The 20,691-nt window shown below is 71.4% G+C and carries 24 protein-coding genes and 1 pseudogene; 14 read left to right on the top strand and 11 right to left on the bottom strand.

All coding sequences use genetic code 11. The features are described from left to right. Nucleotides 1-10: 10 nt before the first annotated feature. The 3 genes from AQJ54_RS00380 to hemL all read right to left on the bottom strand — a co-directional run bounded on the left by AQJ54_RS00380 (nucleotide 11) and on the right by hemL (nucleotide 3,480). The gene (locus tag AQJ54_RS00380; protein WP_062232723.1) at nucleotides 11-1,309 is read right to left on the bottom strand and encodes a polysaccharide deacetylase family protein; all 1,299 of its coding nucleotides are present in this window, start codon (nucleotides 1,307-1,309) and stop codon (nucleotides 11-13) included. 165 nt (nucleotides 1,310-1,474) lie between these two features. Next, complete coding sequence (locus AQJ54_RS00375; RefSeq protein WP_062023113.1) at nucleotides 1,475-2,164, bottom strand: histidine phosphatase family protein; 690 nt, start codon at nucleotides 2,162-2,164, stop codon at nucleotides 1,475-1,477. Next, nucleotides 2,161-3,480: a glutamate-1-semialdehyde 2,1-aminomutase gene (gene hemL / locus AQJ54_RS00370; RefSeq protein WP_062232720.1), complete on the bottom strand. Its 1,320-nt coding sequence runs from the start codon at nucleotides 3,478-3,480 to the stop codon at nucleotides 2,161-2,163. The genes AQJ54_RS00375 and hemL overlap by 4 nt, the downstream gene beginning before the upstream one ends. Nucleotides 3,481-3,783: 303 nt before the next feature. On the opposite strand from hemL, the gene AQJ54_RS00365 reads away from it, so the two are divergent. Continuing rightward, on the top strand, nucleotides 3,784-4,428 hold the full coding sequence (locus AQJ54_RS00365; protein WP_078852087.1) for a hypothetical protein: 645 nt from the start codon (nucleotides 3,784-3,786) through the stop codon (nucleotides 4,426-4,428). Nucleotides 4,429-4,673: 245 nt separating this feature from the next. On the opposite strand, the gene AQJ54_RS00360 is transcribed toward AQJ54_RS00365, so the two are convergent. Further along, a complete protein-coding gene (locus tag AQJ54_RS00360; RefSeq protein WP_062023107.1) occupies nucleotides 4,674-5,252 on the bottom strand; it encodes a DUF5994 family protein in 579 nt (192 codons plus the stop codon). Nucleotides 5,253-5,507: 255 nt separating this feature from the next. Between AQJ54_RS00360 and AQJ54_RS00355 the strand changes: the two genes are divergently transcribed. From AQJ54_RS00355 to AQJ54_RS00335, 6 genes are all read left to right on the top strand, one after another. After that, entirely contained in the window at nucleotides 5,508-5,864 is a 357-nt protein-coding gene (locus AQJ54_RS00355) for a PRC-barrel domain-containing protein (protein ID WP_062232717.1), read from the top strand. Nucleotides 5,865-5,898: 34 nt separating this feature from the next. Further along, the gene (locus AQJ54_RS45985) at nucleotides 5,899-6,069 is read left to right on the top strand and encodes a hypothetical protein (RefSeq protein WP_169808220.1); all 171 of its coding nucleotides are present in this window, start codon (nucleotides 5,899-5,901) and stop codon (nucleotides 6,067-6,069) included. Nucleotides 6,070-6,093: 24 nt separating this feature from the next. Continuing rightward, the gene (locus AQJ54_RS00350; RefSeq protein WP_062232706.1) at nucleotides 6,094-7,821 is read left to right on the top strand and encodes a SpoIIE family protein phosphatase; all 1,728 of its coding nucleotides are present in this window, start codon (nucleotides 6,094-6,096) and stop codon (nucleotides 7,819-7,821) included. Nucleotides 7,822-7,980: 159 nt separating this feature from the next. Continuing rightward, nucleotides 7,981-8,412 carry an STAS domain-containing protein gene (locus AQJ54_RS00345; protein WP_063806388.1) on the top strand — a complete coding sequence of 144 codons (432 nt, stop codon included), beginning with the start codon at nucleotides 7,981-7,983 and terminating at the stop codon, nucleotides 8,410-8,412. Beyond that, nucleotides 8,409-9,176 (top strand): ANTAR domain-containing protein, encoded by a 768-nt coding sequence (locus AQJ54_RS00340; protein WP_062232703.1) that lies wholly within the window; start codon nucleotides 8,409-8,411, stop codon nucleotides 9,174-9,176. The genes AQJ54_RS00345 and AQJ54_RS00340 overlap by 4 nt, the downstream gene beginning before the upstream one ends. After that, nucleotides 9,173-9,946 carry a GAF and ANTAR domain-containing protein gene (locus AQJ54_RS00335; protein WP_062232701.1) on the top strand — a complete coding sequence of 258 codons (774 nt, stop codon included), beginning with the start codon at nucleotides 9,173-9,175 and terminating at the stop codon, nucleotides 9,944-9,946. Before AQJ54_RS00340 ends, AQJ54_RS00335 begins: the two co-directional genes overlap by 4 nt. A gap of 7 nt (nucleotides 9,947-9,953) precedes the next feature. Here AQJ54_RS00335 and AQJ54_RS00330 read toward each other — a convergent pair whose 3' ends face one another. From AQJ54_RS00330 to AQJ54_RS00320, 3 genes are read right to left on the bottom strand one after another with little or no spacing between them, the layout of a single operon-like run. Beyond that, nucleotides 9,954-10,427, bottom strand: coding sequence for a DUF5994 family protein (locus AQJ54_RS00330; RefSeq protein ID WP_062232698.1), 474 nt, complete (start codon nucleotides 10,425-10,427; stop codon nucleotides 9,954-9,956). Continuing rightward, nucleotides 10,424-10,834, bottom strand: a complete 411-nt coding sequence (locus tag AQJ54_RS00325; RefSeq protein WP_062232694.1) for a DUF5994 family protein — start codon at nucleotides 10,832-10,834, stop codon at nucleotides 10,424-10,426. Before AQJ54_RS00325 ends, AQJ54_RS00330 begins: the two co-directional genes overlap by 4 nt. A 44-nt stretch (nucleotides 10,835-10,878) precedes the next feature. After that, nucleotides 10,879-11,880: an acyl-CoA desaturase gene (locus tag AQJ54_RS00320; RefSeq protein ID WP_062232691.1), complete on the bottom strand. Its 1,002-nt coding sequence runs from the start codon at nucleotides 11,878-11,880 to the stop codon at nucleotides 10,879-10,881. Between the two features lie 358 nt (nucleotides 11,881-12,238). Between AQJ54_RS00320 and AQJ54_RS00315 the strand changes: the two genes are divergently transcribed. Together AQJ54_RS00315 and AQJ54_RS00310 are read left to right on the top strand one after the other, a co-directional pair. Further along, complete coding sequence (locus AQJ54_RS00315) at nucleotides 12,239-12,583, top strand: hypothetical protein (RefSeq protein ID WP_062232688.1); 345 nt, start codon at nucleotides 12,239-12,241, stop codon at nucleotides 12,581-12,583. A 660-nt stretch (nucleotides 12,584-13,243) separates the two neighbouring features. Further along, nucleotides 13,244-13,618, top strand: coding sequence for a DUF5994 family protein (locus tag AQJ54_RS00310; protein ID WP_281279485.1), 375 nt, complete (start codon nucleotides 13,244-13,246; stop codon nucleotides 13,616-13,618). Between the two features lie 623 nt (nucleotides 13,619-14,241). Here AQJ54_RS00310 and AQJ54_RS00305 read toward each other — a convergent pair. Then, on the bottom strand, nucleotides 14,242-14,925 hold the full coding sequence (locus tag AQJ54_RS00305; RefSeq protein ID WP_062232682.1) for a hypothetical protein: 684 nt from the start codon (nucleotides 14,923-14,925) through the stop codon (nucleotides 14,242-14,244). A 601-nt stretch (nucleotides 14,926-15,526) separates the two neighbouring features. Between AQJ54_RS00305 and AQJ54_RS00300 the strand changes: the two genes are divergently transcribed. The 5 genes and pseudogenes from AQJ54_RS00300 to AQJ54_RS46545 form a co-directional block, all read left to right on the top strand. After that, nucleotides 15,527-15,730: a cold-shock protein gene (locus AQJ54_RS00300; protein ID WP_062023076.1), complete on the top strand. Its 204-nt coding sequence runs from the start codon at nucleotides 15,527-15,529 to the stop codon at nucleotides 15,728-15,730. Between the two features lie 181 nt (nucleotides 15,731-15,911). Continuing rightward, nucleotides 15,912-17,402: a DEAD/DEAH box helicase gene (locus AQJ54_RS00295; protein ID WP_211278478.1), complete on the top strand. Its 1,491-nt coding sequence runs from the start codon at nucleotides 15,912-15,914 to the stop codon at nucleotides 17,400-17,402. Nucleotides 17,403-17,453: 51 nt separating this feature from the next. Further along, nucleotides 17,454-17,756: a CBS domain-containing protein gene (locus AQJ54_RS00290; protein WP_381005630.1), complete on the top strand. Its 303-nt coding sequence runs from the start codon at nucleotides 17,454-17,456 to the stop codon at nucleotides 17,754-17,756. Between the two features lie 57 nt (nucleotides 17,757-17,813). Further along, the gene (locus AQJ54_RS00285) at nucleotides 17,814-18,134 is read left to right on the top strand and encodes an SCO5918 family protein (RefSeq protein WP_062232679.1); all 321 of its coding nucleotides are present in this window, start codon (nucleotides 17,814-17,816) and stop codon (nucleotides 18,132-18,134) included. Between the two features lie 106 nt (nucleotides 18,135-18,240). Continuing rightward, nucleotides 18,241-18,353, top strand: a pseudogene (locus AQJ54_RS46545) (MerR family transcriptional regulator); the annotation flags it as partial. A 20-nt stretch (nucleotides 18,354-18,373) separates the two neighbouring features. On the opposite strand, the gene AQJ54_RS00280 reads toward AQJ54_RS46545, so the two are convergent. The 3 genes from AQJ54_RS00280 to AQJ54_RS00270 all read right to left on the bottom strand — a co-directional run bounded on the left by AQJ54_RS00280 (nucleotide 18,374) and on the right by AQJ54_RS00270 (nucleotide 20,604). Beyond that, the gene (locus AQJ54_RS00280) at nucleotides 18,374-19,510 is read right to left on the bottom strand and encodes a sensor histidine kinase (RefSeq protein ID WP_062232676.1); all 1,137 of its coding nucleotides are present in this window, start codon (nucleotides 19,508-19,510) and stop codon (nucleotides 18,374-18,376) included. Beyond that, the gene (locus AQJ54_RS00275; RefSeq protein ID WP_079069662.1) at nucleotides 19,507-20,181 is read right to left on the bottom strand and encodes a response regulator; all 675 of its coding nucleotides are present in this window, start codon (nucleotides 20,179-20,181) and stop codon (nucleotides 19,507-19,509) included. The genes AQJ54_RS00280 and AQJ54_RS00275 overlap by 4 nt, the downstream gene beginning before the upstream one ends. A 201-nt stretch (nucleotides 20,182-20,382) precedes the next feature. Continuing rightward, on the bottom strand, nucleotides 20,383-20,604 hold the full coding sequence (locus AQJ54_RS00270; protein ID WP_159055492.1) for a hypothetical protein: 222 nt from the start codon (nucleotides 20,602-20,604) through the stop codon (nucleotides 20,383-20,385). Between the last annotated feature and the right edge of the window lie 87 nt (nucleotides 20,605-20,691).

The raw sequence follows: 20,691 nt of genomic DNA, 5'->3' as shown, positions 1-20,691 counted from the left end.
AACCCGCATTTCAGGCAGCGTTCGAGGAGCTTGTGGAGCTGGTTGCCGAGGGGGGCGCCGAGGGGCTCTTGAGGAAGCTGTTCCAGCCACCGGCCGGCTGCTGCCCGACGTCGAGCGTGCGCAGCTTCTCCAGCACCTCCGGCTTCTGCACGTCCATCCAGTCGACGAACTGCCGGAAGGAGACCATGCGGATGTCCGCGCCCTTCTCCTTCTCCCGCGCGATGTGCGTGAAGGCCCGCTCCACGGCGTCCATGTAGATGCCGCCGTTCCAGTGCTCGAAGTGGTTGCCGACGAAGAAGGGGGCGCGGTTGGTCTCGTAGGCGCGCTGGAAGCCGGCTATGTAGGCGCCGGCGGACTGCTCGCGCCAGGCCGGGTAGTTGTGGGCGGGCGCCTTGGTCGAGTTGATCGACTGGTTGGCGAGCATGTTGTAGTCCATGGACAGGACCTCGAAGCTGCGGCCGGGGAAAGGTATCGCCTGGAGGGGCAGGTCCCATATGCCGTTCGTCTTGCCGGGCCAGACCTGGCGGCCGCCGGGCGAGGAGGCGTCGTAGCGCCAGCCGAGCTCGCGTGCGGTGGGCAGCAGGTTGTCCTGGCCGAGCAGACAGGGCGTGCGGCCGCCGACGAGTTCCTTGTCGTAGTCGAAGGGCAGGGAGGGCAGGTCGGTCCAGCCGGTGTTGGTGCGCCACTCCTTGACGAAAGCTTTCGCCTGCTGGATCTCCGAGCGCCACTGCGCCGGCGTCCAGTGCGCGACGGTGCCGTAGCCGCCGCAGAAGTGGCCGTTGAAGTGGGTGCCTATCTCGTGCCCCTCGAGCCAGGCCCGCCGGACGTTGGCCAGCGTCGCCTTGACGTGCTCGTCGGTGAGGTAGCCGATGTCGGAGGCGCCGCGGGGGTTGTTCGGCGGGTCGTAGAGCCGCTTCTTCGACTCGGGCAGCAGATACAGCCCGGAGAGGAAGAAGGTCATGTGCGCGTCGTGCTTCCTGGCGAGGTCGAGGAAGCGCGGGAAGAGCCCGTTGCCGACCTCGCCTGCCCCGTCCCAGGAGAAGATCACGAACTGCGGCGGGGCCTGCCCCGGCTCCAACGGCACGGGCTTGCCTGGCTGGTGGGGCTGCTTGCCGGTGAAGGAGGTGGAGCCGTCACCGATGGGACGGGCCGTGGGCTTCGGCGAGGGCTTGGGATCCGAGCCCTTGGAAGGGTGGGACACCCCGCCCGACCCGTCGGACCCGGTGAGGGTCCCGCACCCCGACAGTCCGACGGCGGCCGCGGCCCCCGCCCCGAGTCCGAGTGCTCCCCTTCGACTGAGAGTGGGCATGCTTCCCCGATTCATCACGTTCCTGGGTGGTCACCCAGTCAGAGGTGACGAGGAGGGGGGAGGGTTCCGCCACTATTTGCGGATTCGGTAACAGGAAGGCGCCCTTCAGGGGCGCGGGGAACTGCGCGCCCAGCCACGACGGGCCCGCAGCTCCCCACGAACCGACTACGCCCCGAATGCCTTGCTCTTGCCCTTGACGGGCTTGGCGCCCGCTCGCAGATGAACCGGCACAAGATCGATCGCAGGCTCGGAGTACCCCACGGACACGATCTTGTCGCCCTGATACGTGAAGGACGTCAAAGAAGCCAGCGTGCACTGCCGCTTCCGCGGATCGTGCCACAGCCGCCGCTTCTCGACCCACGACCGCACGATCCAGATCGGCAGCTGATGGCTGACGAGCACGGCCTCGTGCCCCCGCGCCTGGTCCCGCGCGGCGTCCAGCGCCCCCTTCATCCGCACGACCTGGTCGACGTACGGCTCCCCCCACGACGGCTTGAAGGGGTTGACGAGGTGCTTCCAGTTGTCCGGGTTCTTCAGGGCGCCGTCCCCGACCCCGAAGGTCTTGCCCTGGAAGACGTTCTCGGCCTCGATGAGCCGCTCGTCGGTCGCGAGGTCGAGCCCGTGCGCCTTGGCGATCGGCGTGGCGGTCTCCTGCGCCCGCTCCAGCGGGGACGCGCAGACGTAGGTGATGTCCCGGGGGGCGAGGTGCTCGGCGACCCGGTCGGCCATCTGCCGGCCGAGCTCGGAGAGGTGGTAGCCCGCGAGACGGCCGTAGAGGACCCCGTCGGGGTTGGCGACCTCGCCGTGCCGCATGAGGTGGACGACGGTGATGTCGCTGGTGTGGTCGCTGCTCATGCCGCCGTGGCCTCCGCCGCCGCTCGGGCCGCCGCCGGAAGGGCGTCGGCGATCCGCTGAACCGCCTGCTCGTCGTGGGCCGTGGACACGAACCACGACTCGAAGGAGGACGGCGGCAGGTAGACGCCGTTCTCCAGAAGGGAGTGGAAGAACGCGGTGAACCGGAAGGACTCCTGCGCCTTGGCGTCCTCGTAGTTCCGCACCGCGCGGTCCGTGAAGAACACGGAGAACATGTTGGAGGCGTTCTGCACGGTGTGCGCGACGCCCTCCTTGCCGAGCGCCTCGGAGACCAGGGACTGGATCTGCCGGGACACGGCGTCGACCTTGTCGTAGGCCGCGTCGTCGAGGAGCCGCAGCTGGGCGAGGCCGGCGGCGGTGGCGACGGGGTTACCGGAGAGGGTGCCGGCCTGGTAGACGGGCCCGGCCGGCGCGAGGTGCGCCATGACGTCGGCCCGGCCGCCGAAGGCGGCGGCGGGGAAGCCACCGCCCATGACCTTCCCGAAGGTCATGAGGTCGGGCCGGACGCCGTCGATGCCGTACCAGCCGCTGCGGCTGGTACGGAACCCGGTCATGACCTCGTCGGAGATGTAGAGGGCGCCGTTCTGCGCGCAGGCGTCCTTGAGCCCCTGGTTGAAGCCGGGCAGCGGCGGCACGACGCCCATGTTGCCGGGCGAGGCCTCGGTGATCACACAGGCGATCTCGCCGGGGTGCCGGTGGAAGGCCTCGTGGACGGCCTCCAGGTCGTTGTACGGCAGCACGATCGTGTCGCCGGCCTGGGCGCCGGTGACGCCGGGGGTGTCGGGCAGCGCGAAGGTGGCGACCCCGCTGCCCGCCGCGGCGAGGAGCGAGTCGACGTGACCGTGGTAGCAGCCGGCGAACTTGATGACCTTGGTGCGCCGGGTGAAGCCGCGGGCGAGCCGGATCGCGGACATGGTGGCCTCGGTCCCGCTGGAGACCAGCCGCACCTGGTCGACGGGCTCGACCCGGGCCACGATCTCCTCGGCGAGCGCGACCTCGCCCTCACCGGGGGTGCCGAAGGAGGTGCCCCTGGACACCGCCTCCTGGACGGCGGCGATCACCTCGGGGTGCGCGTGCCCGAGGATCATCGGCCCCCAGGAGCAGACGAGGTCGACGTACTCCCGCCCGTCGGCGTCCGTCAGGTACGGGCCGGCGCCGGACACCATGAAGCGGGGGGTGCCGCCCACGGCACGGAAGGCGCGGACCGGGGAGTTCACACCGCCGGGCGTGACGGCCGACGCGCGGTCGAACAGGGCCTGCGAGACAGGCGCATCGTACGAATAGGGCAGTTCACTCATAACTTGCGACTACTCCGACCTTCTCCGGTTCGTTCGGCTTTCTCGGACTCCGTTGCCGGTGACCACCTCAGAGTAGGCCAGGCCTCGAAGCCCTCCGGCGTCCGGCGATCTGCGAAACTGGATGCAGATACACACAGCTCACGGGGACGATGGCGGCGAGCCGTTCGTCCGGGGGCTGCGAAGATCCTGCGGACAGGTGTTTCAGCGCACGTTTCGGCGGGCGGCCGTGGGGGAGGTCACTGACACGATGATCGGGTTGCGCGGCGGGGCCTGCGCGTCCTAGAAAAGCAGTCGGGTGGAGATATGCATCGCGGTGGCGGACTGGGCGAGGGGACTGACGACCTGGGTCCTCGACGTGCCCGGCGGGGGAAGCACCGGCGCGAGGCGGAGGAAGCCGGCGAGGCACGCCAGGGTCATGGCGCCGTGGCGCCGGGTGAGTCGGATCGCGACGAACGACGTATCGAACGTCGTATCGATCCGTTGAGGGCGGGAAGCAGGAATGGTGGTCGGGTGGGGGTGACGTACAAGTACTTCGGCGCGCCCGATGGCGCGACCGCGGCCCGCGTGCCGATCTCGATGCGCCCCGAGGAACTCGGCGGCGACGAGCTCGGCATGAACGGCATGTTCACCAAGATCAAGCCGGAGACCATGGCGGCCATGGTCCTCACCGGCATAGAAGGCGTCCCCCTCCACAAGGTCCCCCCGCTCGAACTGGTCGTCCTGCACCCCGACTACGCGGTGGTCAAGCTGCCCATGACGGTCGTGGACCCGCTGCGCGGCATAGGCGAGGAAGCGGTCGGCGCGGCGGCCTTCATCTGGTCGACGGTCCCGGACCGGGGCGGCCCTCGGGACGCGTTCAACGTGTACCAACTGCTGCACGAGTGGCAGGACTTCAGCCACCGCCTGCATGAGGCGGGGCATCAGCCGTACTGCCTTGTGTGGCCGTGAGCCGGGGTTTCTTGTAGATCGGGCAGGGTCTTCGGGCCGACGCCTCGGTGCCGTTCATGTGCTGCGGGATCAGCTTGAGCGATGCCCGAACCGAGGGACACGACTGTCACTCGAACTTCCGTGCCAGCGGCGGGCATCCGTGCGGCCTGTCACGATCAGTGCTGCGGCCGGAGTCACGGGCTGCGGTGATACGCGTCAGTTGTTCGGATCGGCTCGTTCGGTGACGGACGGACAGGGAGTGCCTGCTAGCCGTCGGCCGCGGCCGGTACGGCGGCACGGCCGAAGTCCGGGGCGGACCGGGCGGCGTGCCCTCCTTCGGAGTCCCAGACCGCCTTCACGGCGCGGTCGGCCTCGGACACCGCCCGCAGGCGTGCCGCCTCCGCCATCAGCCGACTCGCGGTCGACGTGCCCAGCGGATCGCTCGCGGCGGTCATCAGCCATGCGGCCGTGACGGGGTCCGTGCGCGGCGGGATCACGAGGAGGTTCCAACGGCCCACATGGTAGGAGAGCAGCAGCAGTTCGTGCGGGTCCTGCTCGGCCAGGAACCAGCCCACCTTCACCACATGCCCGGCGACGGGCACCTTGCGTGGGACGACCGGCCAGTGGGTGGGGTTCACCGTGACCCGGGTGATCCGCCCCCACAGCGGGTCCAGCACGGCGGTCAGAGTGGGGAGTTCCGTCATCAGATCGCGGGAGCGGGGCCACCAGGCGCCGTCCAGCAGCGCCGGAGCGGGACCGGTGGGAGACAGCGACAGACGCAGAGGCGACGACGAGGACGGTTCTTCGGCTTCGATTGCGGTCGGGAGGGAGATGGTCGCAGTCATGACGCGAACCCTGCCCCGGGCCGGCCGCGAACCGGCCCGGCGTATTCGATCGCCGAGAACGGCACGGCGTGGAAGCCGGTGCACGAAATACCCTCGGTAACTCCAGGGTACTCCTCGAAGGGCCCGAGCGGCCGTACGGCCGAGCGACTTCACACGCATCCACGTTTCGACACAGCCCGTCGGGTCAGTCGTACATCCCGGGGGAGCAACCGAACGACGGCAGGGCGTTCGGTCATTCGACAACAGGGAGCGGCCATGATCCGTGCAGCGGACATACGTGAGTGGCGCAACCATGACGTGGTCGACCCGAAACAGCGCAGGATCGGCATGCTCGAAGCGGTCTACGTGGACACGGTCACCGACGAACCGGCCATGGCCACCGTCCGGACCGGGCTGCCCACCCGCCACCGCCTGGTCTTCGTGCCCCTCGACGACGCGGTCCTCGGGCCCGGATACGTCAAGGTCTCCTACGACCGGGGACAGGTGCGCAAGGCCCCGTCGATCGGGACGGACGACGTGCTGCCGGCCGAGCGGGAGGAGGAGATCTTCCGGCACTACGACCTGACGTACCGGCAGGGAGCAGGGGGCGAACGTCAGCTCGCACGCCGCTGACCGGTTACTCCTTACGGAGGAGGTGTTCGCGTTGATGGCGCTGTTTCTTCTGCTGGTCCTCGTGGCCGTCGTGGTGGGAATCATCGGTACGACGGTGAGTGGCCTGGGCTATCTCCTGGCCGTCGGTGTCGCGGTCCTCGTCGCCGACGTGATCTTCTTCGCGGTACGGCTGTCCCGGCGCGCCAGACGGCGTCCTGTCCGCTGACGGCCGCCACGACTGGAGGGCGGCATGGCCGAGGACGCGGGAGATGCACGGCGGTCGGGTTCGAGGGCCGGTGCGGACCTCTGGTCGCGCGTCGTCGAGCAGCTGGACGCGGCCCTGATGGTGATGGACCCCGCCGGGCGGATCCTCGCCGCCAACCCGGCCGCCGAACGGCTGCTGGGCCGGACCTCCCACGCGATGCGCGGGCTGGACGCCCACGACCTGCTGCACCGGGACGCGGACGGCAGCACGCTACCGCGGAGGCAGTGCCCGCTGCTCCAGGCGCTGGACGAGCGGGCCGCCACGCACGGCGAGGACGACGGCTTTCTGCGGGGTGACGGTCGCCTGGTCACGATCTCCTGGTCCGCCTCTCCTCTGGAGGCCGACGGCTCCCTCCAGGGCATGGCCGTGCTCTTCACCGACGTCACGGTCGACCACGGCGCCCGCCGTGAACGCGCGGCCTACACGAGTGCGCTGGAGGACCTCAACGAGCGGCTGACACTGGTCGCGGAGATCACCGACGTGCTGGGCCAGACCCTGGAGACCGACGAGGCACTGGCCCGGCTGGGCCGCCTGCTGGTTCCGCGGATCGCGGACTGGGCCGCGGTGGACCTCCGGACCGGTTCCGGTCAGGTCCACCGGGTGGCGGTGACGGGTCCGGCGGGCCGGGACGCCTTGCTGGAGGGCGGTCGCGAGCAGCTGCCCGAGGCCGCGGAGGCAGACCGGTCGCCTCTCGTCCAGGTACTGCACGGCGGTACTCCCTTGCTGCGGCAACAGGAGGAGGGAGCATGGGCGGCGGGCGCGGAGGACTCCCCCCTGGGCGCCCTCCACAGCGACTTCCTGCGCACGGCGCGAGCGACGTCGGTCATCACGGTGCCGCTCGGCTCCAAGCGGCAGATCACCGGTGCCCTGACGCTGGTGCGCACCGATCCCGCGCACCCGTTCGACACCTCGGACCTAGACGTGGTCAGCGACATCGGCCGCCGGGTCGGCCTGGTCGTCGACAACGCCCGCCGCTACGGCCGCCAGCGCGCCGTCGCCGAGGCCATGCAGCGCAACCTGCTCGCCCCGCTGCCCCAGCCGGGCCTCCTGCAATTGGCCGCCCGTTATCAACCCGCCCCGGTCGGCTCCCAGGTCGGCGGCGACTGGTACGACGCGTTCGAGCTGAAGGACGGCGCGCTCGCGCTGGTCATCGGGGACGTCGTGGGCCACGACCTGACCGCCGCGGCCGGGATGGCCCAACTCCACGGCATCCTGCGGTCCCTGGCCTGGGACCGATCCGAACCGCCCGGCGCCGTCGTCGACCGCCTCGACGACGCCATGCCCGCCATCACCACCGTGCCGATGGCCACCCTCGTCCTCGCCCGGATCGAGGGCGACCCGCACACAGGCCCCTGGACACTGCGGTGGACCAGCGCCGGACATCCGCCGCCGCTGCTGCTGACGCCCGATGGACAGGCGCGGTATCTCGAGGCCGGACAGGGACTCGTCCTCGGCGCCTCCTGGGCCACCGGAGCGAGCCGGCCCGACGCCACAGTGTCCCTGCCGCCGGGCTCCACCCTCCTGCTCTACACCGACGGCCTGATCGAGATCCCCGGCAGCGACCTCGACTCCGGCCTGATCCGGCTGCGCCGCCACGCCCTCGCACTCGCCCACGCGCCACTGGACACCCTCTGCGACGAGCTGCTCGCGCGTATGCCACCCGGCAGCACGGACGACGTGGCCCTGTTGGCCATGCGTCTGCCGGCTCCGTGACATCCCCCGGTCCGCATCGCCCCCCGCCCCGCATGTGCACGGCTGTACGCTGGGTACACGGCCGCCCGTGACCCCGGCCCTCTCCGTGCAGCACCGTTCAGCGCAACAGAGGCCCTGCGCACAGCTGAAGCCACTGCCCCGGCAAGGAGCTGAGCGCGGATGAGCCCGTATCCCGATCTGTTCGGCGAGTGCCGTGTGGTGCGGGCCGGCGGCGAGCTGGACGTGACGACCGCGTCGGCCTTCGCCCACGACCTTCAGGCCGCCCGGTGCGACGGCGGCCCGCCGTTCCTCATCGTCGACCTGCGCGACGTGACCTTCATGGACTGCAGCGTCCTGGATCCGCTGTGCGCGGCGTGGCACGCCAGCCGTCGGCGGGGTGGCTGGGTGCGCGTCGTCCACGCCCGGCCGGGCACGACCATGCTGTTCCGGTCCTGTGGCCTGCTGACCCGGTTCCCCCGGTACGCCAGCCCCCGGGACGCCTGGCAGGGCAGGCCCGCCGGGCGCCCGGCACCGGACCGCACGGCCTGCGGCGACGCCCGTTCCGTGCCGCGCGGCACGCAGCCCCGCCCGTGGCAGAATCGGGCACCGTGATCAGCGACGGCATGTCCGAGGTGCTGCGCCGGCTGCACCTCGACGGGCCCGGTGATCCGGCGCCGGCCTGGGCACGGGTCCTCGGCGCCGAGGGCGTCGCGCTGACCCTGCTCGTCGGCGCCGAGCAGACGCCGGAGCCCCTGTGGTGTCACCCCGGGCTGAGCGCTCGCTTCGAGGAGCTCCAGTTCACGCTGGGCGAGGGCCCGGGGCCGGAAGCGGTCCGCACCGGCTGGCCCGTCCTGGAGCCGGACCTGGACCGGGTACGCCCCGAGCGCTGGCCCGCGCTGATTCCCGCCGCCACGAAGCTGGGGGTGCAAGGTGTCTGCTGCTTCCCGCTCGGCATCGGCGCCATCCGGGTCGGGGTACTGACCGTGCTGTGTGCCAGGGAGCCGCGGATGGGCGCGCAGCAGTACGCGGACGCCGGCGCCCTGGCGGCGGCGCTGACCGGCGCGCTCCTGGGCGGGGACCTGCGTCGCGACGGGGACGGTTCGCTGCTCGGTGTCCCGGAGCCGCCGTCGGAGCTGCACCGCCCGGCCGTGCACCAGGCCACCGGGATGATCAGCGTCCAGCTCGGCGTGTCCATGCAGGAAGCGCTGCTGCGCCTGCGGGCGCACGCCTACGGCAGCGAGCGCCCCCTCGGTGAAGTGGCCCAGGACGTGGTCGCCCGCAGACTCCGTTTCCGCGACGACCGCACCGGCGACTTCACGGACGACTTCGACGACGATGGAAGCGGGCCGAACTCGCCCGACGGACGAAAGGGATGATCGGCATGGCCCGCGAACGACGTCTGGCCGAGATCTTCGTGGAGGTCGCGGATTCCCTCGTCGACGACTTCGACGTGATCGACCTGCTGCAACGGTTGTCCACGCGCTGCGTGGAGCTGCTCGACGTGTCCGCGGCCGGCATCCTGCTGGCGGACGCGCACGGCGAACTCCAGATCATCGCCGCCTCGGACGAGCACACCCGGCTGCTGGAGCTGTTCGCGCTCCAGCACGACCAGGGCCCGTGCGTGGAGTGCTACCGCACCGGCAGGCCCCGCACCAACATCGACCTGACACGGCCGGAGACGACCGTGGCCTGGCCGCGCTTCGCCGTCCGCGCCCGCGAGACCGGGTACGTGGCCACGCACGCCATCCCCCTGCGGCTGCGCAGCCGGGTCGTCGGCGCGCTCAACCTCTTCCAGACCGAGGCGCACCGCCTCGGCGACGACGACATCGCTCTCGCCCGCGCCCTCGCCGACGTGGCCACCATCGCGATCCTCCAGCAGCGCACGCTGGAGCAGTCGCACGTCGAGAACAGTCAGCTGGAGACCGCACTGAGCAACCGCATCCTGATCGAACAGGTCAAGGGCGTGCTGGCGGAGCGCTGGGAGACCTCCGTCGACGACGCCTTCGCCGCGTTCCGCTCGTACGCCCGCAGTCGTCACCTGCGTCTGTCGGAGTTCGCCACGCAGATCATCTCGGGCGGCTTCGACACCACGGAGATCCCGCCGCCGGCCGCGGCAGCGGACCGGTCCGGGGACCACCGCGGCTGACCGACGCTCATGGGCTGGTGCCGGTGTCGATGAGGATCTGCGCGGCCTGGACGGTGTTGTCGGCGCGCACCGCCTCCGCCATGGCCGCGCGGGCCGCCTCGGGAGTGGCGTGCGGCGGGACGGCGAGGAGGGAGAAGTGGTCCTGATCGCCCCGGGTGATCAGGACCGTGTCGTCGCCGACCGGGAAGGAGTCGATGCGGACGACTCGGTCGTCGACGACCAGCCGCGTCGGCAGCGCGTCCCACGCGCTCGCGTCCAGGCCGACCCGGGTGACCGGGCCCAGAAGTTCGGTCAGCGCGCTGATCAGGGCGGGCAGCTCGGCCGAGATGTCACGGGAGCGCGGCCACCACGCCCCGTCCAGAACACCCCGCCGGTCGGTGGTCGTCTCCAGCCGCACGACGGCGGTACCGGGTGCCACGGCGCGGTGGACGGCGTCCGGCGGGAGCGGGGTCATCTGCGGGGAGTCACGGCCGGTACTCATGGTCGGCCTCCCTCGAGGGTGCCCGCCGCTGTCGCCATGAGCGCTCGCGCGGCCTGCTCGGCGGTGTCCGGGGGGACGACCAGCAGGTCCCAGCGTCCCTGGCCGGGGGCGAGCAGGACGACGGTGGGCGGGGCGGACTCCGCCGGGTTCCTGCGCAGCCGTACGACCTGGTTGGACACGAGGATCCGGCCGGCCGTCGCGGGCCAGGCCGCCCCGTTGACGGTGACGCTGGTGACATGACCCCACTCCCGTGGCAACCCGGCCAGCAAACGCGGGAGTTCGACGAGGAGGTCGTAGGAGCGCGGCCACCACGCCCCGTCGATGGGCCGCGGCAGGTCGGCGCGGGGTGCCAGGCGCAGGCGCAGCACGGGGTGCGAGGGAGGCGGGGGTTGCAGTGCGGTGGTCATGGGCCGGACTCCTGTCGACTGCACGTGCGTGTGGGTGGTTGGCGTCAGACGCGACGGGCGGCGACCCGCTCCGGCGTCGGCCAGTGCACGTCGTACACCCAGCCGAGGCGTTCGAGTAGACGGATGAGGGCGGCCGACGGGTCGATCTGACCGCGGTCGACGCCGTGCCGTGCGCTGGTGGGGTCGGCGTGGTGGAGGTTGTGCCAGCTCTCGCCGAAGGAGAGCAGGGCGAGGGGCCACAGGTTGGTGGCGCGGTCGTGGCGCCTGGTGCGGAACGGGCGGTCACCGATCAGATGGCACAGGGAGTTGACGCTCCAGGTCACGTGGTGGAGCAGGGCGATACGGACGAGTCCCGCCCACAGCAGGGCGGTCACGCCGTACGGCCAGCTGCCGCCGATGGCCCAGCCCAGCCCGAAGGGCAGGGCGAGGGTGAGGACGCACAGCGCCGGGAAAGCGCGGGCGACGGCCCTGATGTCGCGGTCGGCGAGCAGGTCGGGGGCGTACCGGTCGGCGGGGGTGCGGTCGTTGCGGAACAGCCAGCCGACGTGCGCGTGCAGCACGCCTCGCAACTGCCCGCCCAGGTGGGTGCCGTAGCGGTACGGCGAGTGCGGGTCGCCGGGGCGGTCGGTGAAGGCGTGGTGGCGGCGGTGGGTGGCGACCCAGCCGATGACGTCGCCCTGGAAGCTCATCGAACCGGCCACCGCCAGCGCGATCCGTACGGGGCGGACGGCCCGGTAGCCGCCGTGGGTGAGTCCGCGGTGGAAACCGACCGTGACACCGAGACCCGTGACCGTGTACAGGACGGCGGCGAGTGCGATGTCGGTGGGGTGGATCAGCCGACCCCACAGCAGCCAGCCGACGAGGCCGAGCGCGACGAAGGGCAGTACGACGATCACTGCGGTCACGAATACGTACACGCGTTCGGCGCCAGTGCGGGCCGGGAGCGGCGCGTCCTTAGGGAAAGGTGAGGTGCCGTCGTAGCGCCGGGGCGGCGAGGCGGTGTCCGGCGGGGGCGCCGTGACGGGCGTGACGGGACTGGGTGACATGGACGGGGCTCCTGCCCTCGGTGAGGCCGCTCTGATGGAGGTGCGGCCGGGGTCACGGGCTGCCCCTGGGACGGGTGGTGTGCTGATGACGACCTGACTTGGTGGGCACGACACACCCTCGTTCTCCTACCGTACTCCTAGCGCCGGGGAACGCCCGGACGTCGCAGGTCGGCATCCTCCTGCGGGTGGGCCCCGGCCGCCGGCGCGTTGACACCCACCACCACCGCACGTTGACTGGCACCACGGCGCAGGGCCGGGAAAAACGGATCGGGTCTCCCAGAGCCCGCAGCAGACCGTCGAGAAGACGAACGGCGTCTTCGGCGGTACCCCCATCCCCAGAGAAGCGGTACACACGACGATGTACGACCAGACACGCGCCCAGCAGCCCGCGGACCGGTCCCCGGCTCCGGACGGACGCCGCTCCACGGGCCCGGAGCCGCTGCTCCCCTCGGACGGACGGGAGGAGATCGCGCACCGCCTCGGACACGCCGTCAACACCTTCGCGGACAGCCCGCGCGAGGCGCTGGAAGAGGCCGAGGGCGCGTTCGACGCGGCCACCGCCCAGTTGGTGAACGCCCTCGCGGAGCGGCGGCGGGTGCTGCGCGAGGGCTGGGCGGACCTCGACCCGGCGACGCAGTCCACCGAACTGCGGTTCGCGCTGCGGGAGTACCGCGAACTCACCGGCCGGCTGCTGCGCACGTAGCCGGACACGGGAGGGGCGATGCGCGCGGAGCCCGACAGGTGGCGGGCGGGGGTGCCGCGGCGGGTGGTGGGTGCGGTGCCGCGGCGGCCGCCGCAGGTCATCCGGACCTGGCGGCGACCGCCGGGGGCTCCCCGCGCGGCCCTTCCCCCTCCGGGGCGCGCGATTCGGGAGCCATGTGCCCCGCGTCGGACCGCGCGACGGCACCGCGGGAGGTGACCGCCGCGGTCTCGCGACGAAGGGAGGAGCCGGGGTGAGCACGAGGACGGCCGAACGAGCAGGAGCGCCGACGGCTCCGCGGAGCCGAGATCGGTGCTTGCCCGGGGTCACGGGGCACGGGCAGCGGCAAAAGCTGCCGAACGGTGTGCGGTCCCGCCACGGGATCCGCGGGCGGCCGGACACCGTGAACCCTACGTGTACCCGCCCCGGGTGAGAACCCTCCCGCACACCCCGTTCAACGGGCCGCGGGGCGGAGTAGCGTGGATCGCACCGGGATTCGCTTGTACGCCGGCCCTCCGCCGGCGTCGCTCCCGGCGCACCACGACACCGGGCCGCCGCACGGCGCCCCCGGAGACAGGGACCGCGACATGAACGCGCCCACCCCCCAACGCGCTTCACCGGACCTGCAGCCACCCCTCGTCCTCTGCCTCCGCCCGACTCGCCCTGCGCCCACCGACGTTCCCGCCAGGCCCGGTGAGCGGCGCATGGTGGCCCCGGTCCGACGACCTGGCGGCCGAACTTCCCGCACTCGTCGAGGCGTTCGACACGTCGTGGGGCCGAGTGACACGGCTGACCGCCCACCGCGACACCTGGCGCCACGCGTCGAGCGACCTGCCCGTCGACGGTCACACCGTGCGGGCCGCCTGGCTCACTTCCGGGTTCGACCCGCATGCCGTACGGCTCTTCGCCTACGGCGTCGGACGCCAGGACCTGCTGGTCGTACCGCCCGAGACCGCGCACGCCACCGCACACCGGCTGATGAGCGCCGCGGCCGATCCCGCACGCCGCCTCACCGCGAGCGCGCTGCTCGCCGTGTGAAGACCCGTCGGCCTGCTCGTCGCCTTGCCTGAGCCGCAACGAGGTGCGGCCGTGTGATCCCGGGTGCTCCTGATCGCACGAACCGCATCGGCCCGCAGCCGGCACGGCTCTGCCGCCCGCGTTTGCGAGCCGGACGGCAGAGCGGGCGGACGAATGGAATGCCGGCTCCTGTCCGAACCCACACACGACGCGACCTCCGCCCATCGAGTCCCACACCTCGTCCGGACGCAAACGTCCGTCGCGGGGATGACAAGAGGCGCCGTCACATACGTGATCGATGAGGCTCTCGATCGTCCGACCGTTTCGGCGGGCCGTGGCGGGTGCGGGGCGCCGGTGCCGGCGCTTCGAGCCGAGGGGTCCGCCGATACCGGGCCGGTCCGGTCCGGCACACGAGCCCGACGGCCCATGTGGGCGCGGAGGTTGGGGCCCACTGCGGTGTCGGGCCAGTGTGGGCGGCCAGACTCTGCGGGTCGTTCCCAGGGGCGCCGGAGGTCTTCGGCGAGTCGACGGGGACCCGGGGGTACGGGCCCCTCGAGCGGAGCCCGCCGAGCCGGCCGGCGGCGTGCGGCACGACCTCCGAGGAGAACTCCGTACTGCCCGTGACCGCGCAGGGCCCACCGTCCTCAGCCGAGCACCAGAAGGCAGCGGGAATCGAAAAGCGACGGTCGGCGGGCACCGGCCGGGAGGCGGCGCCAGCCCCAGGACAGCAGTGCCCGGTAGGTGTCCGCGTCACCGCGATCGACCAGGGTGACGCCGAGGGCGCCCGTGTGGTCGGCGAGCAGCCGCTTCTGAAGGCGCCGGGCGAGGTTCCAGTCGCGGCTCTGGTCCTGGGTGCGTACCCGGCGCTCGACGAGGATGTCCGCGATCACGAAGAGCCTTTCCGACGCAGTGGGGCGGGGCAGACTTCCCGGGAGGTACCCGTCGGGTCCCTGCCACCAGGGCCCGGCGCCCTGCACCGGGAAGCCATAGGCACAGGCCGAGATGACCGTCGCACCCGACGCGTCGACCGCCTCCGCCACGAGCAGTTCGAACCCTGGGCGCCGCACGAGACCCGCGAGCCGCTGCCGGAAGACGATGCCGCCGTCCCGATCCGACGGGTCCAGGATTGCCGGCTCGCACGACGTCGTGCGCGTGTACAACTCGCCGAGTTCGCCTATCCGGTCATCGACCTGGCGCCGGGTCAGCGGCCGGACGAACTCACCCTCGCGGGGACGCGTTCCCGGCCGTCGCGGCCGGGCTTCATCGACAGGGATCCGGTGCGGGCCGGAACGGGTGATCGCGGGGTGGCCCGGTATGCGTGCGCTCATGGCGACCCTTGCTCCGGAACCGGACGGAGTCCGGTCCGGCATCGTCGTTCGCCGAGAACGGCACAGGCTCCTGGGCCGGCACACGAGGAACCCTCGGTGCCTTCGAGCCTACGCCCGCCGTGGTGACGAGCGGGGCCGACGCCGACGCGTCGCTTCCCGAGCCAAGAGCGCGAGTTGGATTTCTGTCAAGACACTTGCGCGATACGGCAGTTGTCAGGCTGCTCTCCCCTCCCCCTGGATCTCCGGGATCCAACTGACCGATGCGGTCTTGCCCACGTCGGCCGGACTTCGCGGCCGGACTTCGCGCAGGGCGCCTGTCGATGCAGGTCAGGGGGCTCCGGGCGGAACGCACGGCAGGAAATCCGCGCCTTCGGAGAGCAATATCTATACCCGCGGAATGAGAAATAAGTGCGGGGTGCGGCGAGTATTCCTGGACCGCCGGGCGGGACGGAATTTTCCGACGCACAGGCCCGATCGCATCGTGCTACTGTCGAACTCAGTTGCAGGTGTGATTGCCAGACGGTTTTTCCTACGGCTGATCATCGCGGCACGGAATACGCACCGAGCGTATTCCGTACATCGCCTCCGAAGGAGAAACAGCATGACTACTGGCACCGTGAAGTGGTTCAACGCGGAAAAGGGCTTCGGCTTCATCGAGCAGGACGGCGGCGGCGCCGACGTCTTCGCCCACTACTCGAACATCGCCGCCCAGGGCTTCCGCGAGCTGCTGGAGGGCCAGAAGGTGTCGTTCGACATCGCGCAGGGCCAGAAGGGCCCGACAGCCGAGAACATCGTTCCCGCCTGACGCACCGGCACTGACGCACACTTCGCAGCTGGGGCCCGCACCTTGGGGTGCGGGCCCCAGCTCGCTTCATTTCCAGGGTGATTCTCCCCTGTCATTTTTCGGCCCGTTCTCGCGATTCTCTGCGCCGCTCTTTCTGCTGCGGAAATTCCTTGATACGTGCCCGCATCGAGGAAGGTTCCGCATGAACCGCACACGCACCACTCGCGCACGCACCACTCGCACATACGACCGCTTCGGAGGAGGCGCCGCCGCAGGACGCTCCGGCGTTCCGCGCCCCTCCAACGGTCGCGGAAAGCGACAACCGGCGCCGGGCGAGTTCGCCCTGCCGAAGACGGTCACACCGGCGCTGCCCGCTGTCGAGTCGTTCGCCGATCTCGCCATGCCGGCTCCGTTGCTGGCCACGCTCGGTCACGAGGGCGTGACCGTACCGTTCCCGATCCAGGCGGCGACCCTGCCCAACGCCCTGGCCGGCCGTGACGTACTCGGTCGTGGCCGGACCGGCTCGGGCAAGACCCTCGCCTTCGGTCTCGCCGTGCTGGCCCGGACGGCGGGCCGACGCGCCGAGCCGCGTCGGCCGCTGGCCCTGATTCTCGTCCCGACCCGTGAACTGGCCCAGCAGGTCACCGACGCGCTCACTCCCTATGCCCGCTCAGTGCGCCTGAGGCTCGCCACCGTCGTGGGCGGAATGTCCATCGGCAGGCAGGCGGGTGCGCTGCGGGCCGGTGCGGAGGTGGTCGTCGCGACGCCCGGTCGGCTCAAGGACCTCATCGAGCGGGGTGACTGCCGACTCGCCGACGTCGGCGTCACGGTGCTCGACGAGGCCGACCAGATGACCGACATGGGCTTCATGCCGCAGGTCACCGCCCTGCTCGACCAAGTGCGCCCCGAGGGCCAGCGGTTGTTGTTCTCGGCCACCCTGGACCGCAACGTCGACCTGCTGGTCCGCAGCTATCTGACCGATCCGGTGGTGCACTCCGTCGACCCGTCAGCCGGTGCCGTCACCTCGATGGAACACCACGTCCTCCACGTGCACGACGCGGACAAGCACCGCACGACCACCGAGATCGCGGCCCGGGACGGCCGGGTCATCATGTTCCTGGACACCAAGCACGCCGTGGACCGGCTGACGAAGCACCTGCTGAACAGCGGTGTCCGCGCCGCGGCCCTGCACGGTGGCCGTTCCCAGCCGCAGCGCACCCGAACTCTGGCGCAGTTCAAGGACGGTGACGTCACCGTCCTGGTCGCCACCAACGTCGCGGCCCGCGGCATCCACGTCGACGGCCTCGATCTGGTCGTCAACGTGGATCCGCCCAGCGACCACAAGGACTACCTGCACCGTGGCGGCCGTACGGCCCGCGCCGGGGAGTCCGGCAGCGTCGTCACCCTGGTGACCCCCGGCCAACGCCGCGGCATGACCCGGCTGATGGCCTCGGCCGGCATCAGCCCACGCGTCACCCCGGTCCGTTCGAGCGAGGCGGAGCTGAGCCGCATCACCGGCGCCCAGGCGCCCTCCGGGATTCCCGTGATCATCACCGCACCCGTCGTGGAACGCACCCGCCGCGCGCCCTCGACGCCCCGGGACCGCCAGGGCCGCACCGGCCAGGGCCGGCCCGTCGGCGCGAGGGCGCGCCGCGGGGGACAGCGGCGGCCCGGCAACAACTCGGCTGCCTAGACAGGCGTACCTGTCAGAGCCGACCGACCATCCCTTGTCGAAGGAGACACCTTGACGCCAGCGCGAACGCAGTACCGCATGCCGCACCCCGCCCCCGCGATCATGACAGCGACCGCGGACTTCGAAGGGCACGGGCCCCGGGTAGATGACGACATGACCGTCGAGGTGGCTCTGGCCGTCATGGCGAGTGCCCGGGTCGAGTATCTGACCGTGTGCGACGGGGACAACCGGAGCACGGCGCGGATCACCCAGGCCCGGCTCGCCGGTCTCCGCGACAGTTCCACGTACACGGACCGGATCCGCCTGCGCGATCTTCTCGACGGGTCGCCGCACTCGCCCGCCTTCTCGTGCTGATCCGTCTCGACCCCGGCCTTTCTCCCTCTCGCCGCGACTTCTCCTCTGTGAGGCATCATGCGCTGTGTCATCGCCCGGTACCCGTTCGAGCTGACCAAGACCGGGGTGCTGGACTCGATGAAGGGCGTCAGGCCCGAACTCGTCACGGGTGAGTCCGTGACCATCGGCCGCCGGCGCTACCCCGTCACTCAGGTGGGCCGGGTCATCACACGACAGGACCCGCGCGACTTCACCGCCCGCGAGGTCAGTCGGGCCATGGCGCGGCTCGGCTTCACCTGCCACGACCGCCCCGGGAAAGCGCCCGTTGACGAGAGTGGGCCCGCTCTCCTGCGAACGGCGTCCGCACTGCTCGGCGGAACCGGCCCCGTCGCCGCGTGAGAACGGGCGGGAGACCGCCCTCAGGGCCCCACCGCTCTGTCGCCTCGGGCGCGGAAAGCGCCGGCCGGGCAACCCGGCTAAGACGGCGTCCCACCCGTCGAAGTGGATGCGTCTGGACGACGACCTCCCCGCGTACCAACGGGGCGACCCGCCGAGATGCTCGGCGCCGCCCCGGCTTTCCTCCGAGCCATGGGTGGGGCTCGCCTGACCACTCCGCTGGGCCGCCTGGCGGGTGAGGCTCAGGCGGGCCTTACGGGGGCCCGTAGTTCGACCTCGTATCCGCCCTGTGGTGTGGGTTCTGCGGTGAGGGTGCCGTCGAGCAGTTCGGCGCGTTCTCTCAGGCCGATCAGACCGTGCCGGGCACTGGGCAGGGCGACGGAGGGGCGGGTGGGGGCGGTGTTGGTGACGGTGACGCCGAAGTGCCGCGTGTCGTGCCACAGGCGTACGTCGGCGCGGGCGCCGGGGGCGTGCTTGCGGACGTTCGTGAGGGCTTCCTGGACCGTGCGGTAGACGGTGCGTTGCGCGGTGGTGCTGATGCCGGGCGGCAGGCCGCCGGTCAGGGTGGTCTCGATGCCGCTGTTGGCGACCAGCTGCTGGAGGTCGGCGAGGGTGGGCTGTGGGGTGAGTTCGGTCTCCTTGCCGCCGGAGGCACGCAGCAGCGTGACCATGTGGCGGAGTTCGTCCAGGGTGTCCACGCTCAGGGTCCGGATGGTACGGGCGGCGGCGCGGGCGTCGGGGTCCTTGGCGGCGACCTGAAGGGCTCCGGCCTGTACGGCGATCAGGCTGACCTGGTGGGAGACGACGTCGTGCATCTCGCGGGCGAGTTGGGCGCGTTCGCGGGCGAGGACGGTCTGGGCGTACAGGGCGCGTTCGTGTTCGCGGGCCACTTCGACCTCGACGAGCTGACGGGCCACGTCGTGCCTGGCCTGCACGAGCTGGCCGAACAGGATCGGCGCGAACGCCGTGGCCAGCGTGTAGACGAACTGGATGAGCGTCCAGGTCCGGTCGCCGGACGTCGTGTCGCCGGAGAACGTGTCGGACAGGGGCCAGGCGAGGGTGCCCACCGCCGCGTTCAGCAGGGCGCATCCGGCCAGCAGCGGACGGTTGCGGGTGCGCGTGGCCACGGTGTACAGGGCGGCGATCGGCGCGACCGCCACGTCCATGAACAGGGTCATGGGCAGCGTCAGCAGGAAGACGGTCAGGGGAAAGCGCCTGCGCAACGGCAGTGCGGCGCAGCCGAGGCCGGCGCAGGCCCACATGAACGGTGTCGCCTCGTCGTAGAGGTTGATCCAGGCGTCGAGCACGGCGAGCAGGACGAGACCCGCCTCCACGGCCCAGGGCGGCACCCGCCGCCACGGTCCCCGGCCCGAGCTCATCGTCTGTGACCCCGTGCCGCGTCGGCGCCGCCGTCGCCGTCGCCGAGCAGTCCGGCCCGCTCCGCGAGGAGCGCGGCCTGGACACGGCCGGTGACCCGGAGCTTGGTCAGGATCGAACTGACGTGGTCCTTGACGGTTCCCGCGCTCAGATGGATGCGGGTGCCGATGTCGGCGTTGGACAGTCCTTCCGCGATCAGGACCAGGACGTCACGTTCACGGTCGCTGAGCAGCTGCACGCGCGCCACGTCCGCGTCCTGCGGCCCGCCCGGACCCGGGTGACCGCGCAGCAGGGCCCGCGAGGCCTTCGGGGACATCACCACCCCACCCGCGGCCAAGGTGCGTACGAGGTGGGCGAGTTGTTCGGGCTCGGTGTCCTTGAGCAGGAAGCCCGCGGCTCCCGAGCGCAGCGCGGTCACGACGTACTCGTCGGTGTCGAAGGTGGTCAGCATGGCCACGGTGGGCGGCTCCGGCAGCTCCTGGACCTGCCGCAGGACGGTCAGGCCGTCCACGTCGGGCATACGGATGTCGAGGAGCACGACGTCCGGGTGCTCGCGCCGGATCACGTCGGCGGCCTGCGCTCCTGCCGCGGTCGCCACGACCTGGATGCCGTCGGAGGAGTTCAGGATGAGCTCGAACCCGGACCGCACCAGCGCCTCGTCGTCCACCACCACTACCCGGATCACCTGTGTCGCCTCACACTCGTCCGCTCGTCCACTCGTCCACTCGGCTGCTCTGTCCGGCTTCCGGGCGACCCGTACGCCTCGTACGCCCCGTACGCCCCGGTGATCGCCTGCGGTCGACAGTACGTGGCCCCGCCCGTGTGGCCGCTGCCCGCCGGGACGCCCGCGCCGAAGAGATCTGCGATCACCGGCTCAGTGGACCAGCGCGGCCGCCTGCGTGGCGAGGATGTGCACCCCTGCCGCGTAGAAATCGGGACGGACGACGAACAGGGCACCGGCGCCCGCCGCCAACGCCAGGCCGAGGAATTCCCGCACTTCGCCCTTGCGAGGCGGGACGTCACGGTCCGGCACGTCGATGTCGGCCGACGCCCCCCGAGCGGTCCCGGCCTCCTTGTCACGCACGTGGTGGGTCATGTCCCCAGCCTGAACGTCCGGGCGCTGCCCGCACATCCGACGACTGTCGGGACCACCCCCGCCGAGTGGCTGGAGACGACAGCCCCG

This window comes from Streptomyces griseorubiginosus (assembly GCF_001514195.1).
GTDB lineage: Bacteria > Actinomycetota > Actinomycetes > Streptomycetales > Streptomycetaceae > Streptomyces > Streptomyces griseorubiginosus.
Note: the sequence above shows the minus strand (reverse complement) of the source record. Positions and strands in the feature narration are given on the sequence as shown.

What these genes read in the sequence shown, in the direction of transcription:
- AQJ54_RS00285 (WP_062232679.1), top strand. Translation starts at nt 17,814, where the DNA reads ATGCGCTGTGTCATCGCCCGGTACCCGTTCGAGCTGACCAAGACCGGG.
- AQJ54_RS00345 (WP_063806388.1), top strand. Translation starts at nt 7,981, where the DNA reads ATGAGCCCGTATCCCGATCTGTTCGGCGAGTGCCGTGTGGTGCGGGCC.
- AQJ54_RS00320 (WP_062232691.1), bottom strand. Translation starts at nt 11,880, where the DNA reads ATGTCACCCAGTCCCGTCACGCCCGTCACGGCGCCCCCGCCGGACACC.
- hemL (WP_062232720.1), bottom strand. Translation starts at nt 3,480, where the DNA reads ATGAGTGAACTGCCCTATTCGTACGATGCGCCTGTCTCGCAGGCCCTG.
- AQJ54_RS00350 (WP_062232706.1), top strand. Translation starts at nt 6,094, where the DNA reads ATGGCCGAGGACGCGGGAGATGCACGGCGGTCGGGTTCGAGGGCCGGT.
- AQJ54_RS00325 (WP_062232694.1), bottom strand. Translation starts at nt 10,834, where the DNA reads ATGACCACCGCACTGCAACCCCCGCCTCCCTCGCACCCCGTGCTGCGC.
- AQJ54_RS00295 (WP_211278478.1), top strand. Translation starts at nt 15,912, where the DNA reads ATGAACCGCACACGCACCACTCGCGCACGCACCACTCGCACATACGAC.
- AQJ54_RS00365 (WP_078852087.1), top strand. Translation starts at nt 3,784, where the DNA reads ATGCATCGCGGTGGCGGACTGGGCGAGGGGACTGACGACCTGGGTCCT.
- AQJ54_RS00330 (WP_062232698.1), bottom strand. Translation starts at nt 10,427, where the DNA reads ATGAGTACCGGCCGTGACTCCCCGCAGATGACCCCGCTCCCGCCGGAC.
- AQJ54_RS00380 (WP_062232723.1), bottom strand. Translation starts at nt 1,309, where the DNA reads ATGCCCACTCTCAGTCGAAGGGGAGCACTCGGACTCGGGGCGGGGGCC.
- AQJ54_RS00270 (WP_159055492.1), bottom strand. Translation starts at nt 20,604, where the DNA reads ATGACCCACCACGTGCGTGACAAGGAGGCCGGGACCGCTCGGGGGGCG.
- AQJ54_RS00360 (WP_062023107.1), bottom strand. Translation starts at nt 5,252, where the DNA reads ATGACTGCGACCATCTCCCTCCCGACCGCAATCGAAGCCGAAGAACCG.
- AQJ54_RS45985 (WP_169808220.1), top strand. Translation starts at nt 5,899, where the DNA reads ATGGCGCTGTTTCTTCTGCTGGTCCTCGTGGCCGTCGTGGTGGGAATC.
- AQJ54_RS00375 (WP_062023113.1), bottom strand. Translation starts at nt 2,164, where the DNA reads ATGAGCAGCGACCACACCAGCGACATCACCGTCGTCCACCTCATGCGG.
- AQJ54_RS00300 (WP_062023076.1), top strand. Translation starts at nt 15,527, where the DNA reads ATGACTACTGGCACCGTGAAGTGGTTCAACGCGGAAAAGGGCTTCGGC.
- AQJ54_RS00335 (WP_062232701.1), top strand. Translation starts at nt 9,173, where the DNA reads ATGATCGGCATGGCCCGCGAACGACGTCTGGCCGAGATCTTCGTGGAG.
- AQJ54_RS00280 (WP_062232676.1), bottom strand. Translation starts at nt 19,510, where the DNA reads ATGAGCTCGGGCCGGGGACCGTGGCGGCGGGTGCCGCCCTGGGCCGTG.
- AQJ54_RS00305 (WP_062232682.1), bottom strand. Translation starts at nt 14,925, where the DNA reads ATGAGCGCACGCATACCGGGCCACCCCGCGATCACCCGTTCCGGCCCG.
- AQJ54_RS00355 (WP_062232717.1), top strand. Translation starts at nt 5,508, where the DNA reads ATGATCCGTGCAGCGGACATACGTGAGTGGCGCAACCATGACGTGGTC.
- AQJ54_RS00315 (WP_062232688.1), top strand. Translation starts at nt 12,239, where the DNA reads ATGTACGACCAGACACGCGCCCAGCAGCCCGCGGACCGGTCCCCGGCT.